General features: G+C 70.0%; 14 protein-coding genes. 8 read left to right on the top strand and 6 right to left on the bottom strand.

Translation table 11 applies throughout. From position 1 onward, the window contains the following. Positions 1–60: 60 nt before the first annotated feature. Positions 61–987, bottom strand: coding sequence for a DnaJ C-terminal domain-containing protein (locus AC3IF3_RS16810; RefSeq protein WP_489229595.1), 927 nt, complete (start codon positions 985–987; stop codon positions 61–63). Between the two features lie 218 nt (positions 988–1205). On the opposite strand from AC3IF3_RS16810, the gene AC3IF3_RS16805 reads away from it, so the two are divergent. Genes AC3IF3_RS16805 through AC3IF3_RS16790 form a run of 4 tightly spaced genes read left to right on the top strand, consistent with a single transcriptional unit; the run spans position 1206 to position 4475 of the window. Next, positions 1206–1589: a VOC family protein gene (locus AC3IF3_RS16805; protein WP_489229594.1), complete on the top strand. Its 384-nt coding sequence runs from the start codon at positions 1206–1208 to the stop codon at positions 1587–1589. Beyond that, the gene (locus AC3IF3_RS16800) at positions 1589–2653 is read left to right on the top strand and encodes an iron ABC transporter substrate-binding protein (RefSeq protein ID WP_489229593.1); all 1065 of its coding nucleotides are present in this window, start codon (positions 1589–1591) and stop codon (positions 2651–2653) included. Before AC3IF3_RS16805 ends, AC3IF3_RS16800 begins: the two co-directional genes overlap by 1 nt. After that, positions 2650–3702, top strand: a complete 1053-nt coding sequence (locus tag AC3IF3_RS16795) for a FecCD family ABC transporter permease (RefSeq protein ID WP_489229592.1) — start codon at positions 2650–2652, stop codon at positions 3700–3702. The genes AC3IF3_RS16800 and AC3IF3_RS16795 overlap by 4 nt, the downstream gene beginning before the upstream one ends. Beyond that, positions 3699–4475, top strand: a complete 777-nt coding sequence (locus AC3IF3_RS16790) for an ABC transporter ATP-binding protein (RefSeq protein WP_489229591.1) — start codon at positions 3699–3701, stop codon at positions 4473–4475. The genes AC3IF3_RS16795 and AC3IF3_RS16790 overlap by 4 nt, the downstream gene beginning before the upstream one ends. 89 nt (positions 4476–4564) lie before the next feature. Here AC3IF3_RS16790 and AC3IF3_RS16785 read toward each other — a convergent pair whose 3' ends face one another. Continuing rightward, positions 4565–5395: a glycoside hydrolase family 25 protein gene (locus tag AC3IF3_RS16785; RefSeq protein ID WP_243968629.1), complete on the bottom strand. Its 831-nt coding sequence runs from the start codon at positions 5393–5395 to the stop codon at positions 4565–4567. 256 nt (positions 5396–5651) lie between these two features. Here AC3IF3_RS16785 and AC3IF3_RS16780 point away from each other — a divergent pair, with 256 nt between their 5' ends. Further along, positions 5652–6089, top strand: coding sequence for a DUF488 domain-containing protein (locus tag AC3IF3_RS16780; protein ID WP_489217316.1), 438 nt, complete (start codon positions 5652–5654; stop codon positions 6087–6089). A 138-nt stretch (positions 6090–6227) separates the two neighbouring features. Here AC3IF3_RS16780 and AC3IF3_RS16775 read toward each other — a convergent pair whose 3' ends face one another. From AC3IF3_RS16775 to AC3IF3_RS16760, 4 genes are all read right to left on the bottom strand, one after another. Next, positions 6228–6617 carry a DUF6894 family protein gene (locus tag AC3IF3_RS16775; RefSeq protein ID WP_489217315.1) on the bottom strand — a complete coding sequence of 130 codons (390 nt, stop codon included), beginning with the start codon at positions 6615–6617 and terminating at the stop codon, positions 6228–6230. 33 nt (positions 6618–6650) lie between these two features. Continuing rightward, complete coding sequence (locus tag AC3IF3_RS16770; protein WP_489229590.1) at positions 6651–6863, bottom strand: hypothetical protein; 213 nt, start codon at positions 6861–6863, stop codon at positions 6651–6653. Between the two features lie 113 nt (positions 6864–6976). Continuing rightward, positions 6977–7894: a response regulator gene (locus tag AC3IF3_RS16765; protein WP_489217314.1), complete on the bottom strand. Its 918-nt coding sequence runs from the start codon at positions 7892–7894 to the stop codon at positions 6977–6979. After that, entirely contained in the window at positions 7887–11255 is a 3369-nt protein-coding gene (locus AC3IF3_RS16760; protein WP_489229589.1) for an ATP-binding protein, read from the bottom strand. Before AC3IF3_RS16760 ends, AC3IF3_RS16765 begins: the two co-directional genes overlap by 8 nt. Positions 11256–11488: 233 nt before the next feature. On the opposite strand from AC3IF3_RS16760, the gene urtA reads away from it, so the two are divergent. The 3 genes from urtA (at position 11489) to urtC (ending at position 15095) form a co-directional block, all read left to right on the top strand. Continuing rightward, entirely contained in the window at positions 11489–12757 is a 1269-nt protein-coding gene (urtA, locus tag AC3IF3_RS16755; protein WP_243969332.1) for an urea ABC transporter substrate-binding protein, read from the top strand. A gap of 228 nt (positions 12758–12985) precedes the next feature. Beyond that, complete coding sequence (gene urtB / locus AC3IF3_RS16750; RefSeq protein WP_243966582.1) at positions 12986–13912, top strand: urea ABC transporter permease subunit UrtB; 927 nt, start codon at positions 12986–12988, stop codon at positions 13910–13912. A gap of 10 nt (positions 13913–13922) precedes the next feature. After that, a complete protein-coding gene (gene urtC, locus AC3IF3_RS16745) occupies positions 13923–15095 on the top strand; it encodes an urea ABC transporter permease subunit UrtC (protein ID WP_489229588.1) in 1173 nt (390 codons plus the stop codon). Position 15096: the final 1 nt, after the last annotated feature.

The raw sequence follows: 15096 nt of genomic DNA, 5'->3' as shown, positions 1-15096 counted from the left end.
CCGGGGCGTCTCCTTAGCGGAGGCGGCCCGGCGACGGAAGTCCGGGGCGCCCCCGCGCGTTCAGGCCGCCTTGGCGCCGCGGCGGGCTCGGGCGAAGTCCATGAGCGCCGCGTCCTCGCCCGCCGGCAGGACGATGGCGGTTGTGGCGAACAGGTCGCCGGGGCTCCCGTCCTTCTTCGGCAGACCTTTGCCGCGCAGGCGGAAGGTGCGGCCCGAACTCGTCATCGCGGGGATCTTCATCTCCACCGGTCCGGTCAGCGTCGGCACGCGGATCGTGCCGCCGAGCACGGCATCCTCGAGGGGGACATCGACCGTGGTCCGCAGATCCGAACCGTCGACGGTGAAGTTCGGGTGCGGCCGGATCCGGATGGTCAGCAGCGCGTCGCCGGGCTCACCGCGCGGGCCGGCACTCTGGCCGAGTCCGCGGAGGCGGATGGCTTGGCCGTCGACCACCCCGCGCGGGATGACCACGTCCACCTCCCGCCCGGTCGGCAGGTACAGGCGCAGCTTCTCCTCGCTGACGACCTGCTCCAGGGTCACGGACAGCTCGGCGGCGATGTCCTCGCCCTTGGCGGCTTGGCGCTGGGCGCCGGGGCCGGCCCCGCCCGCGCGGAACGCCTCGCCGAAGATGTGCGAGAAGATGTCCTCGCCCATCCCGCCGGCCATGCCGGCGCCCATGCCGCCCTGCCGGCTGCGGGCCATGTTCTCGAAGTCGAATCCACCGGCCCGTCCGCCGCCGAATCCCTCGAAGCCGGTCGCGCGGGGCTTGCCGTCGGCGTCGATCTCGCCGCGGTCGAACTGCTTGCGCTTCTCGGCGTCGCCCAGGATCTCGTAGGCGGAATTGGCCTCGGCGAACCGGTCCTTGGCCTTCACGTCGTTCGCGTTGCGATCGGGGTGGAAGTCCTTGGCGAGCTTGCGATAGGCCTTCTTGATGTCGGCCTCGCTCGCCCCCTTGGCCACGCCCAGCACGTCGTAGGGATTGCGCATGGAACTCTTGGCTGTGCGGTGTGGGGTTTCCACCCGGATGTGGGAAGGCTGTTGCATACCTGCAACGGTCCTGGGGGCGAAAGTCTGCGGGTTCGCGGCCGGCGTCAAGCGGTCCCCCTCGTCCCGGAGTATCGGGGGACATAACTTCGCTTCGGCACAGGCTCGCGCAGCGTGACTGCAGCTGCGCCGACGCCGAATCGCGAGGAACCGGAGGTCCGATGCAATACGCCTGCGACCACGTCCATCTGCGCAGCCGCGATGCCGTGCAGGCCGCGCGGTTCTATGTCGAGACCTTCGGGGCCCGGGAGGTGAAGCGCGTCGGCACCGACCCCGTGCAGCGGGTGGTCCTGGATCTCGGCGGGCTAACCGTTTTCATCGAGCAGGCGCCCGCCGAGACGGCGCCGGCCGCATCGACCCCGTGCCTCGGCATCGAGCATATCGGGCTGCGGGTCGCCGATATCGAAGCGGCCATGGCCGATCTCACGGCCCGCGGCGTCCCGGTCCGGACCGGCATCACCGAACGCGGGCCGGGGCTGCGGATCGCCTTCGTGGAGGGGCCGGACGGGGCGCTGATCGAGATCCTGGAGCGCGGATCCGTCTGATGGGGGCCCTGTTCGGACCCGGCGGATCCCGCGCCGGCGCGCTTGCGCTGCTTCTGGCCCAGTTCCTGGTCCTGGCCGGCGCAGCCGCGGCCCGCCCCTTCACCGACGCGGCCGGCCGGACCGTCGAGCTGCCCGAACGGATCGAGCGGGTCCTGGCCGCCGGCCCCCCGGCCTCGGTGCTGCTCTACACCCTGGCGCCGGACCGGATGGTCGGCTGGGTCAGCGTGCCCCGGCCCGAGGCGCTGCCCTATCTCGAACCCCGCACCCGAGCGCTCCCGGCCTATGGCCGCCTGACCGGGCGCGGCGGCACCGCCAACGTCGAGAGCGTGCTCGCCGCCAAGCCCGACCTGATCGTCGATTCGGGCGGCCTCGGACCGACCTATGCGTCGCTGGCCGACCGGGTCCAGGCTCAGACCGGCATCCCCTACATCCTGCTCGACGGCAGCTTCGCCAAGATCCCCGAATCCTACCGGCAGCTCGGGGCGGCCCTGGGCCGGCAGGCCGAGGCGGACGCCCTCGCGGCCTACGCAGAGGACCTGACCGGCGCGGTGGCGAAGGCGGTCGGATCCATCCCGGAGGATCGGCGGCCGCGCGTCTACTACGCTCGGGGGCCGCGCGGACTGGAGACCGGGTTCTCCGGCTCGATCAACACCGAACTCGTGGAGGCGGCCGGCGGCCGGAACGTCGCGCAGGGCGGCGACGGGCGCCTCGGCGCGGTCTCCCTGGAGCAGGTCCTGGCCTGGGATCCGGACGTGATCGTCACCCTCGATCCGGGTTTCGCGACCGGTGTGCGGACGGATCCGCTCTGGCGAGACCTGCGGGCGGTGCGGGAAGGCCGGATCTACCTGGCGCCGCAACAGCCGTTTCCGTGGTTCGACGCGCCGCCGGGCGTCAACCGGCTGATCGGCCTGCGCTGGCTGGCGGGGCTGCTCCACCCGGACCTGTTCCCGCAGCCGATGGCGGAGGTCGTGCGCGACTTCTACCGCCGCTTCTATCACGTCGACCTCGACGCCGCGCAGGCGGCCGCACTGCTCGATCCGACGCAAGCGGGTGCAACGCCGTGAGCCGATCCCCCTCCGCCGCGGCTCCGGTAAGGGCGCACCGGAGCGTCCGGGTCCCGGCGGCGCTCCTGGCCGGGGCCGCCCTCCTGGCGCTGTCCGTGCTCGCGCTGGCGGTCGGCAAGTATCCGGTCACCCTGACGGATCTGGCCAACGTGCTCGGCCACCGGCTGCTCGGCCTGCCGGCCCGGGCGCCGGCGGCGGTGGAGACAGTGGTGATGCAGGTGCGCCTGCCCCGGGTCGTGGCCGCCCTGGTGGTCGGCGGGGCCCTCTCGGCGGCGGGGGCAACCTATCAGGGGCTGTTCCGCAATCCACTCGTCTCGCCCGACATCCTCGGCGTCTCGGCCGGAGCCGGGCTCGGGGCGGTGCTGGGGATCTATCTCGGCCTTCCGGTCGCGCCGATCCAGGCGCTCGCCTTCCTGGGCGGACTCGCGGCCGTCGCGGCGGTGTACGGCGTCGGGCTCGCGGTCCGGCGCAACGATCCGGTCCTGACGCTGGTGCTGGCGGGCGTGGCGGTGGGCGCGGTGCTCGGCGCGGGCATCTCGCTCCTGAAGGTGCTCGCCGATCCCTATAACCAGCTGCCGGCGATCACCTTCTGGCTCCTCGGCAGCCTCACGTCGGTGACTCTGGGCGATGTCGGCGCGGTGCTGCCGATGATGCTGGTCGGCCTCGCGCCCCTGGTGCTGCTGCGCTGGCGGATGAACCTGATGAGCCTCGGGGACGAGGAGGCCCGGGCCCTCGGCGTGGAGACGCGGGTCCTGCGCCCCATCCTGATCGCCGGGGCGACCCTGATCACCGCGGCGGCGGTCTCGATGACCGGGGTGATCGGCTGGATCGGGCTGATCGTGCCCCACATCGCCCGCCTGCTCGTCGGGCCGGACTACCGCCGGCTGCTGCCGGCCTCCCTAGCGCTCGGGGCCGGCTACCTCCTCGCCGTCGACCTGATCGCCCGCACCGTCGGGACGATCGAGGTGCCCCTCGGGATCCTCACGGCCCTGGTCGGTGCCCCCTTCTTCCTGTGGCTGCTGGCGGCCGGACGCGGCCGGATCGGATGACGCTGCTGCAGGTCGAGGAACTCGCCTTCGGCTACGGCGACCGGACCGTCGGAGCGGGGGTCTCGTTCGGCATCGCGGCGGGCGAGGTGATGTGCCTGCTCGGGCCCAATGGCGGCGGCAAGACGACCCTGCTCAAGACCGTGCTGGGCCTGCTTCCGGCCCGGGCGGGGCGGATCCGGCTCGACGGTTCGGACCTGTCCCGGCTGTCGCGGACCGAGACCGCCCGGGCGGTCGCCGCCGTGCCGCAGGCGCACGCGGCCTACTTCCCGTTCACGGTCCGCGAGATGGTGGTGATGGGGCGGGCGAGCCGGCTCGGGCCGTTCGCCACGCCCGGCCCATCCGACGAGGCGGCCGCCGAGCGGGCGCTCGCCACCCTCGGGATCGGGCACCTAGCCGGGACGGTCTATACCGAGATCAGCGGCGGCGAACGGCAGCTCGCCCTGATCGCCCGGGCGCTCAGCGGGGCCCCGCGGCTCCTGATCATGGACGAACCCACCGCGAGCCTCGATTTCGGCAACCAGGCCCGGGTCCTCGGCCAGGTCCGCCGCCTGGCCCGGGCCGGCATCGCCGTGCTGTTCTCGACCCACGATCCCGGCCACGCCCTGCTCTGCGCCGACCGCGTCATCGCCCTGCACGACGGTGGGGTCGCGGCCTGCGGACCCTCCGCCGAGACGGTCACCCCGGCGCTGCTGCGCCAGATCTACGGGATCGACGTGGTGATGGCGACGGTGCCCGGCATCGCGGCGCCGGTCTGCGCGCCGGTCATCGACTGACCGCTATCCCGCGCCGCCGCGGGGTGCCGCATTCATATCCCGGGATACCGCCGCCGGAACGAACCCAGGCTCGTTCGCCGGAGGTACACCTATTTGTCCGTGCAAAGTCCCTGCTCGGACAACCGCTTGTGCTCCCGGGGATCGCAATCGGTCGAGAGGAACGAGGCCCAGTCCGACGGCGTGCCGTAGAAGGCGTTCCGGTCGACGTCGCCCTGCACCCCCGGCACGCGGCCCGTGGAGGTGAATTGCCAGAGCATCCACTTGCGATTGACGAAGCGCTCCTCCGGCTCCGCCGCGGTGGAGCGCAGCCAATGCGGGTAATCCGGCAGCTCGCCCTCCAGCACGTCCTTGTGGAAGGTGATGTCGGTGTAGATGATCGGCCGCTTGCCGGTGTAGCGCTCCATCTCCTCGAGCATCTCGGTGACCATCGCCAGGGCCTGCGCCCGGGGCAGCTTCTTGGGGCAGGTCTGCGAGTGGCCGTTCCACTCGACGTCGAGCACGGGCGGGAGGGCGGCCGGGTCGTTCGGCACGTTCTTCCGGAACCACTCCATCTGCTCCTTCGCGGAGCGGCACCAGAACACGAAGTGGTAGGCCCCCCGCGGGACGCCGGCCCGGGCCGCCCCGTCCCAATTGGTGCGGAAGCGCTCGTCGACGTGGTCGCCGCCTTCGGTCGCCTTGATGAAGGCGAACTGCGTTCCGGAGGCCCGGACCGAGGCCCAATCGACGTTGCCCTGCCACTTCGAGATGTCGATGCCCTGGATCGGGTGGAGCTTCGCCTTAGCCACGCCCGGATGGGGCTTCGCGTCGCCCTTGGTCGGGTAGAAATCGCGATTCGACGCACAGGCCGCGAGGCCGGCGAGAATCACCGCCGCCGCGAACCGTCCGGCGAGCCGGCGAGCCGCCCTCAGCCGATGGCTCATGCCCGGAATCCGGCAGGGGGAGGACGTGTGCGAAAACTGGTCGATCCGCGACATCAGTGTTTAGCCCGCCACCGAAGATGCGCCTCAGACAGGCGTATTCGATGGCCCCGGCGCGGTTAACGGACCTTTGCGATCATTGCGGCGGAATTCCGAGATGCGTTGCAACGCCGCGACATACGCAGGACATCCCAGGGTGTTGCACAGGGTGACACCCGGCTAAGTGCCGGGCCTGACACACGAGTTCGGTCACGCCGCCGTGAACAAGCAAATCTTTACCATAGGGTACGAAGGGCTCGAGTCGGAGCACGTCCCCGGAATCCTGAGCGCCGCCGGTGTCGCCGTCCTGGCGGATGTCCGGGCGGTGGCGAATTCGCGCAAGCGCGGCTTCTCGAAGGGCGCCCTCGGGTCAGCCCTGCGGGATTCCGGGCTCGGCTACACGCATCTGCGCAGCCTCGGAACCCCGAAATCCGGTCGCCTGGCGGCCCGGGCGGGGGACGCGGCGCTGATGCGCCGGATCTACTGCGAGGAAGTGCTCGACACGGCCGCCGGACAGGCGAGTCTCGACGACCTCGCCGCCCTGGCCGAGGCCGCTCCGCTCTGCCTGCTCTGCTTCGAGCGCGATCCGGCCTTTTGCCACCGGCGCGTCCTGACGGAGCGCCTGGGCGAGCGGGGCTTCACGGTCAGGGATCTTTGAGGGGCGTTCCGGGTCACGGGGGTTACGCAAACCGGGGCCGGGTCGCCTCTCCGTGAGATCTTTCAGGAGACAAGGCGCCCCCAGCGTGCCGCGCACCTCCCTCCCCCCTCTGTGGGGGAGACGCGCGGCGCCGGCTCGTCACGCGGAAAAGCGCGAATCCGTCGGGGATCCGTGCACAGGCTGCATGCGTGCACCGATCGCGCCGGCGAGCTTCCGAAGCGGGCGCAGGGTGGCGGCGAGTCGCGAGGGCGGGGCGATGCGCCGCGTCCGCCGGTCCAGGTCGGCCACCGGCTCGACGGGCATGTAGAGCGCGTCGAGGAACGGGATTTCCAGCTGCGTCGCGCCGGTCTCGTCGGTGATCACCATGGTCGCGTCGAGCAACCGCGGGTCGCCGCCGTGCTGGCGCATCAGGCCCTGCACGATCATGCGCGCGGTCGCCCGGGCGGCGTCGGCGTTGGCAACCCATTGTGCCGCCGAAGCGGGCAGCGACGCGCCGCCGAAGCGGACGAGGAAATGGGCGTGGATCATAGGGAGGCTCCTCGGGAGGGCCGAATACGTGCCTCAGGCCGCCTGCGCGCCGTCAGCCGGCTCGGCATCCTCGGTCACCGGCCGCGGGTCGAAGGCGTCGGCCAGGAGTTCGAGGCGCCGCGCCATATCGCGCACCTCGTTCAGGGCGATCGACTTCTGGCCCTCTTTGACCGCGCGGGTGATGTCGCTGACCTGCGTGGTGGCGATCCGCTTCAGTTCCTCGGCGAGTTGCTGGCAGGTCATCATCGCGTCCGGGCTCGGCTTGTCGATCTGAGCCTGGACCGTGGCGCGCGGGCGCTTACCAAGGCGTTGCGCCGGGCCGCGACGCCTGTGGACAAGATGGGGCGTGCGGCGCCGACTCAATCCTGAAGATGGCGCGCCGCGATGATCGAGGCCGCGGTGCGGTTCTCCACGCCGAGCTTGGCGTAGATGCCTTCGAGATGCTTGGTGACGGTCCGATGGCTCAATCCGAGGATCTCGCCGATGTCGCGGCTCGACTTGCCGCGCGAGAGCCAGAGGAGGACCTCCGCCTCCCGGCCCGTGACGGGCAGGCGCGCCCGCAGCCGCTCGACCCCCGCCGCCTGCGCCTCGCGCGACAGGCGCAACAGAATCTCGTCCGGCGTTCGACCAATGAAGCTGAGGGCGTAGGCGACCCCGTCCCGGTCGGTCAGCGACAGGGTGCCGGTCGCACCGGCGAGGCAGCCCCGCAGCCATTCCCGGGCCCGCGGCGGCAGGGCGAAGACGTCGGACGGCTCGGCGCCGAGCCCGGCCAGCAGTCGACCGGCCTGCGGCGTCGACCACAGCACGGTCCCGTCCTCCGCGACGGCGAACAGGGTCCGCCCCGCCGTGTCGAGGGCCGCTCTCGCGCTCTGCGCAGCGCGGGCGCTGGCCAGATGGACGCGGATCCGGGCCAGGATCTCGTCGGGGGCGATGGGCTTGGTGACGTAGTCGATCCCGCCGGCGGAGAGACCCTTCACAATGTGCTCGGTCTCGCTCAGGCCCGTCATGAAGATCACCGGCACGCCGGCGAGCTGCGGCTTGGCCTTGAGCCGGCGGCAGGTCTCGAACCCGTCCATGCCGGGCATCACGGCGTCGAGGAGGATCACGTCGGGGGTGATCTCGTCCACCAGCGCCAGGGCGAGGTCGCCGCCCACCGCCACCAGGACGGTGGCGCCGGAGCGCTCGATCGCCTCGGTGAGAAAGCTCAAGGTGTCGGGGGAATCGTCGACCACCAGGACCACGTCCCGGTGCGGCCGTGGGGTCGGGGCGTCAGCCATTGCGGGCGAGCCCCTGCAGCACCGAGAGGTAGCGGCGCAGATCGTAGCCCTCCACCAGCCCGCGCATCTGCGCCACGAAGGCCGGGGGTACCGACGTATCCGCTTCCATGCGGTCGAGCTTGGCCTCGATGGCCCGGATATGGCCGATCCGCCCGAGGCGCAGCAATTCGCCGACGTGTTCCGGGCCGGGATGACCGATTTCCGCGAGCGCCGGGACGCGGGCGGGCGGGAGCGGCGCCGGATCGGTCCATTCGAGGTGCAGGAGCTTGCCGATCCGCTCCAGCACGTCGCGCAGATCGAAGGGTTTTGCGAAGATCGCATCGTGGGGGGCATCGTCGCCCCGCACCGGGCTGATCTCGTGGACGTTGGCCGACATCATGGCGATGGGGCCGGTATGCCCCTCCGCCCGGAGGGCCGCCGCGGCGGCCCAGCCGCTCATCCCCGGCATGGCGATGTCGAGCAGGATCAGGTCGATCCCGCCCTCGGCCACGGCCGCCAGGCAGTCCGGTCCCGAGCCCGCCTCAATCACGAGGATCCCGTGCGGTTCCAGGATCGCCCGCATCAGGGCGCGGTGGGCGGTATCGTCGTCGGCCACCAGGACGGTGCGCCGGGCACCCACATAGGCCCGTTCCGGCGTCTGCGCGGGGGCCGGCAGGACGATGGGCGCGGGCTCGGCCACCGAAGACAGCATCAGCCGCAGTCGGGCCTGCGTGCCGCCCCCGGGCGCCGACGCCACGGTGATCTCACCGCCGAGGAGCTGCGCCAGCAGGTTGGCGATGGTCAGCCCCAGCCCCGTGCCGGGCGTGCTGCGGGCCGCCGGCGTGGAGCCCCGTTCGAAGGGCTCGAAGATCCGCGCGCGATCCGCCTCCGGGATGCCGGGCCCGGTGTCGCGGATCGTGAACGCCGCGATCTGGCTCCGGTAGCTGAGGTCCAGCGAGACCGTGCCGGCCTCCGTGAACTTGATGGCGTTCGACAGCAGGTTGAGTAGCACCTGCCGCAGCCGCTTCTCGTCGGTGGCGACCACCGCCGGCAGGATCTCGGGCCGCGAGAAGCGGAACTCAAGGCCCGCCTCCCGCGCCTGGAGCCGGACCATGTCGACCAGCTGGTCGAGGAAATCGGACAGCCGGACCTCGTCGCGGTGGATCTGGAGGCGGCCGGCCTCCATGCGCGAGATGTCGAGCAGGCCGTCGATCAGCCCGGACAGGTGCTGGCCGCTGCGCCGGATCACCCGGATGGCGTTGAGGCGGTGCGCCGGGATTGCCGGATCGGATTCGAGGAGCTGCGCGTAGCCGAGCACGGTCGAGAGCGGCGTGCGCAACTCGTGGCTGATCCCGATCACGTAGCGGCTCTTGGCCTGGTTGGCCGCCTCCGCCCGCTCCTTGGCCTCCTGCAGCTTGGCATCGGTGACCTTATGGGCGGCGATCTCCGCCTGGTAGAGCGCGGTCTGGCGCATCGTCTCGGCCTGGGCGACGCGGCGGCTCTCGTGGGCGAGGACGAACAGCCATGCCACGACGCCGAGGATCACCGTGAGGGTGAAGAACACGCTGGTGAGCGCACCGCGCAGGAACGCGCTGTGCTCCGGATGCGCGATGGTCGCCCCGGCATGCACGATCCCGAGAATCAGGCCGATCACCGCGCACAGCGTCAGCATCACCGCCAGGTAGCGGCCGAGCGGCGCGCCGATCCAGGCGGCGGTGCGGCCCGGGAGGATCCGCGCGACCGCCGCCTGCGCCTGCGCTTCCAGCCGGCCGTGCGGCTTGCACAGGTCGCCGCAGCGGGCGTCCAGCGAGCAGCAGAGCGAGCAGATCGGCGCGTCGTAGGCCGGACAATGGGCCATGTCCTCCGCCTCGAAGGGCAGTTCGCAGACCCGGCAGACCACCTCCGCGGTTGGCCAGTCGGTCTTCGGAGCGCGGGCGAGATACCAGCGCCCCGCCGTCGCCCAGGCGATCGCGGGGGCGGCGCAGAACGCGATCACCAGGGTCAGGAGCGGCGCGAAGGGCTGAAGGCCGGGACCGAGCAGCCCGGTATAGGCGAGGCCGCCGCCGGCGAGCGCCAGCACCATGGCGCCGGTCCCGACCGGGTTCACCGCGTAGAGATGGGCGCGCTTGAACTCGATGCCGGGCGGCGAGAGCCCGAGGGGCTTGTTGACCGCGAGGTCGGCGGCGAGCGCACCGACCCAGGCCGAGACCACCGAGGCGTAGAGGGGCAGCGTGCTCGCGATCGTCTTGTCGATGCCAAGTTCCATCAGCAGCAGCGCGATGGCGACGTTGAAGACCAGCCACACGACCCGGCCGGGGTGGCTGTGCGTCAGCCGGGAGAAGAAGTTCGACCACGCGATCGAGCCGGCATAGGCGTTGGTCAGGTTGATCTTGAGTTGCGAGACCACCACGAACAGGCCCGTGATCAGCAGGGTCGCCCGGCTGCCCTCCCCGGTCAGGTAGCCGAAAGCCACCGCGTACATGCGCGTCGGTTCGGCCGCGTGTTCGGGCGGCACGCCGTGGCCAAGCACCAGGATCGCGAGCGCGGCGCCGAGCAGGATCTTGAGCATCCCGGGCAGGATCCAGCCGGCGCCCCCGGCCAGCACCGGGAGCCACCACCGGTGATCGCGCGAGCCGTTGGGTTCCGGCACGAAGCGCAGGAAGTCGACCTGCTCGCCGACCTGGGCGAGCAGCGCCAGCAGGACGCCCGTCGCGAGCCCGAACCGGGCGAGGTCGAGACCGGCGCCGCCGTCGAGGCCCGGGAAGTGGACGAGGGCGCGCAACGGCTCCGCCCCCTGCCCCGCCACGAAGGCCAGGGGCAGCAGGCTCAGGGCGATCCAGAGCGGCTGCGTCCAGATCTGGAAGCGGCTGATCAGGCGGATGCCGTAGACCACGAGCGGGATCACCGTCCCCGCGCAGAGGAGATAGCCGATCCCCAGCGGCAGCCCGAAGCAGAGCTGCAGCGCCAGCGCCATGATCGCCGCCTCGATGGCGAAGAACAGGAACGTGAAGCTCGCGTAGATCAGGGACGTGACGGTGGAGCCGAGATAGCCGAACCCCGCCCCGCGGGTCAGGAGATCCATGTCGACCCCGTGGCGGGCGGCATAGACGGTGATCGGCGTCGCCGTTGCGAAGATGATCAGGCCGACGACGAGGACCGCCGCCAGGGTGTTGGGGAAGCCCGCCGTGAGGGCGAGCGTCCCGCCGATCGCCTCCAGCGCCAGGAACGAGACCGATCCCAGCGCCGTCTGCGCCACCTCGAAGCCGGACCAGCGCCGCGCCTTCTTGGCGGTGAACCGGAGGGCGTAATCCTCCAGCGTCTCGTCGGCGACGAAGCGGTTGTAGTCCCGGCGGATCGGGATGATGCGTTGCGGCCCGTTCATCGCACCGCGATCACGCACGCGCGCGAGAAAACGAGCGTCCGGGGAAACCCCGCGCTCCCCCTCGTACCCTTGAAACGCACCCGTCGGAATCCTGCGTCGCGATCATGCGCTTCATGCAAGAAAAGGGCCATACGCAAAACAGCGTATAGGCCGCAGCGCAACCGAGGTCCTAGCCTGCACCCGTCGATCCGCGGCCGCCTCTCAAGGCCCCGGACGCGAACAGGGTCAGGCAGATGGCAGACGACACCGACACCGGCGCGGATCAAGGCTTGCGTTCCCCGTTGCGGCGCAGGCTGCTCATGGGCCTGGCCGGCGCACCGGCGCTGGCGCTCATGCCCCGGGGCGCCTGGGCGGCGGCCCCGACCTCCGCGGTCAACACCACCGGCCTCGCGGTGACCGACACCGAGGTGACGGTCGGCATCCTGCACTCCATCACCGGCACGATGGCGATCTCCGAGACGGGCGCGCAGGAAGCGGAAAAACTCGCGATCCAGCAGATCAACGACGCCGGCGGCGTCCTCGGCCGCAAGATCAAGATCATCCAGGAGGACGGCGCCTCCGATTGGCCGACCTTCGCCGAGAAGGCAAAGAAGCTCCTGGTCAACGACCATTGCGCCGCCGTGATGGGCTGCTGGACCTCGGCCTCGCGCAAGGCGGTGCTGCCGGTGTTCGAGCAGTATAACGGGCTCCTGTACTACCCGACCTTCTACGAGGGCCTGGAGCAGTCGAAGAACGTCTTCTACACCGGCCAGGAGGCGACGCAGCAGATCCTCGCCGGCCTCGACTGGGTCCACAAGGAGAAGGGCGGCGACAGCTTCTACTTCATCGGCTCGGATTACATCTGGCCGCGCACGTCGAACAAGATCGCCCGCAAGCACGTGGAGAACGTGCTCAAGGGCAAGGTCGTCGGCGAGGAATACTTCCCCCTCGGCCACACCCAGTTCAACTCGGTGATCAACAAGATCAAGTTGACGAAGCCGAAGGTGATCTTCGCGGACGTGGTCGGCGGTTCGAACGTGGCGTTCTACAAGCAGCTCAAGGCGGCCGGCATCGACCTGTCCAAACAGGTGCTGATGACGATCTCGGTGACCGAGGACGAGATCGACGGCATCGGCGGCGAGAACATCGCCGGCGCCTATGCGTGCATGAAGTACTTCCAGTCGATCGAGAACGACAACAACAAGGCCTTCGTCGCCGCCTTCAAGAAGATGTGGGGCGAGAAAACGGTGATCGGTGACGTGACCCAGGCGGCCTATCTCGGGCCGTTCCTGTGGAAGATGGCCTGCGAGAAGGCCGGCTCCTTCGACGTCGACAAGGTCGTGGCGGCCTCGCCGGGGCTCGAGTTCAAGGGCGCGCCCGAGGGCTACGTCAGGATCGACGAGAACCATCACCTCTGGTCAAAGACCCGGGTCGGCAAGGCCAAGCCGGATGGCCAGTTCGAGATCGTCTACACCAGCCCCGAGCTGATCAAGCCGGATCCGTTCCCGAAGGGCTATCAGTAGCCTCGCCGATTCTCCCCTCCCCCCTCTGCGGGGGAGGGTGGCCCCTGCGTCAGCAGGGGTCGGGAGAGGGGCAGCGCGACGGAGCAGGATTTCACCTCCGTCGCGACCTCTCCGGAAGCGGCGCTCCCCTCTCCCGACCCGCTTCGCGGGCCCCCCTCCCCCGCAGAGGGGGGAGGGAGAGCGTCGCGGAAGCCCATTATCGAGCCAGATCGCGGGAGACACGAAACCATGCTCGGCGACTATTCCCTCGGCGACCTCGGCGCGATCTTCGCCATGCAGGGCTTCGCCGGCCTGATCCTGTTCTCCGTCTACCTGCTGATGGCGCTCGGGCTCGCGATCATCTTCGGCCAGATGGGCGTGATCAACATGGCCCACGGGGAGTTCATGATCCTCGGGGCCTACGTCACCTATCTCTGCTCGACCTTCTTCCAATCCTACCTGCCGGCGCTGTTCCCGATCTACTTCTTCGTTGCGATGGGGCTGGCCTTCCTCGCCTCCGGGGCGTTGGGAATGCTGGTCGAGTGGAGCCTGATCCGGTTCCTGTACAAGCGCCCGCTCGACACGCTGCTCGCCACCTGGGGCCTGTCGCTGATCCTGCAGCAGGCCTACCGGTCGATCTTCGGCGCCCGCGAGGTCGGCGTCGAGCTGCCGTCCTGGCTGATCGGCTCGGTGCAGGTCACCGACACGATCGAGATCCCGATCAACGGCCTGTTCGTCATGGCGGTGACCATCCTGATCACCGTGAGCGTCGCGCTCCTGATCTACCGCTCGCGCTTCGGCCAGCAGGTCCGGGCCGTGATGTCGAACCGCGCCATGGCGGGGGCGGTCGGCATCGATACCGAGAAGGTCGACCGCTACACCTTCGGCCTCGGCTGCGGCATCGCGGGGATCGCCGGCTCGGCCTTCACGATGATCGGCTCCACCGGGCCGACCTCGGGCCAGCTCTACATCGTCGACACCTTCCTGATCGTCGTGTTCGGTGGCGCCGCGAGCCTGCTCGGCACCATCGCGTCGGCCTTCTCGATCTCCCAGACGCAATCGACTCTGGAATTCTTCCTCTCCGGCTCGATGGCCAAGGTGATCACCCTGCTCGCGGTGGTCGGCATCCTGATGCTGCGGCCGCAGGGCCTCTTCACCCTCAAGGTCCGGCGCTGAGGATTTCCCGATGACCAATCCGGTCCAGACCCTGACCAAATCGGTCACCGTCAACGACAACCCGTTCATGAAGCCGGTGGAGTGGCTGAGCCTCCTCCTCCTGGCCGGGGTGATCCTCGTGGTCCTGCCCCTGGCGCTCGACGGGTTCCGCCTCAACCTGGTCGGCAAGTACCTGACCTACGCCTTCGTGGCCCTCGGGCTGGTGATCTGCTGGGGCTACGCCGGCATCCTGTCGCTGGGCCAGGGTGTCTTTTTCGGATTGGGCGGCTACTGCATGGCGATGTACTTGAAGCTGGAGGCTTCGAGCGTCGCTAATACAAAAATCCAGTCGACGCCCGGCATCCCGGACTTCATGGATTGGAACCAGATCACGGCGATCCCCTGGTTCTGGCAGCCGTTCAAGAGCCTGCCGCTGACCCTGATCCTGGTGGTGGCGGTCCCGGTCCTGTTCGCGATGCTGATCTCCTACGCGATGTTCAAGCGCCGGGTCGGCGGCACCTACTTCGCCATCATCACGCAGGCGATCGCCGCGATCCTGACGATCCTGATCGTCGGACAGCAGGGCTATACCGGCGGCATCAACGGCATCACCGACCTGCGCACCCTCCACGGCTGGGACATCCGCACCGACCACGCGAAGGTGATCCTGTACTTCGTCAACGGCGGCCTGCTGCTCGCCTGCATCCTGGCGGCGCAATATGTGAAGAAGTCGAAGCTCGGCCGCATCCTGGTCGCGATGCGCGACAAGGAGGATCGGGTCCGGTTCTCGGGCTACTCGGTGGCGGGCTTCAAGGTCTTCGCCTTCTGCCTGGCGGCGGCCTTCGCGGCGATCGGCGGGGCGATGTTCACCCTCCAGGTCGGGTTCATGTCGCCCTCCTTCGTGGGCATCGTCCCCTCGATCGAGATGGTGATCTACGCCGCCGTCGGCGGGCGTCTGTCGCTGTTCGGCGCGGTCTGGGGCACGCTGCTCGTCAACTGGGCCAAGACCAGCTTCTCCGAGAGTTTTCCGGATCTCTGGCTGTTCGGCCTCGGCGCCCTGTTCATCGCCGTGGTCCTCGCCTTCCCGAACGGTCTCGCCGGCATCTGGCGCGAGCACATCGAGCCCCGCCTGACCCGCCGGGTGAAGGGGCTGCGAGCCCCGCCGCCCGCCGTCGCCCCGCCCCACGGCGCTCCGGCCGAGTGAG

The sequence above is a fragment of the Methylobacterium sp. J-118 genome, assembly GCF_057836565.1.
This window is presented reverse-complemented; position numbering and strand designations above follow the sequence as displayed.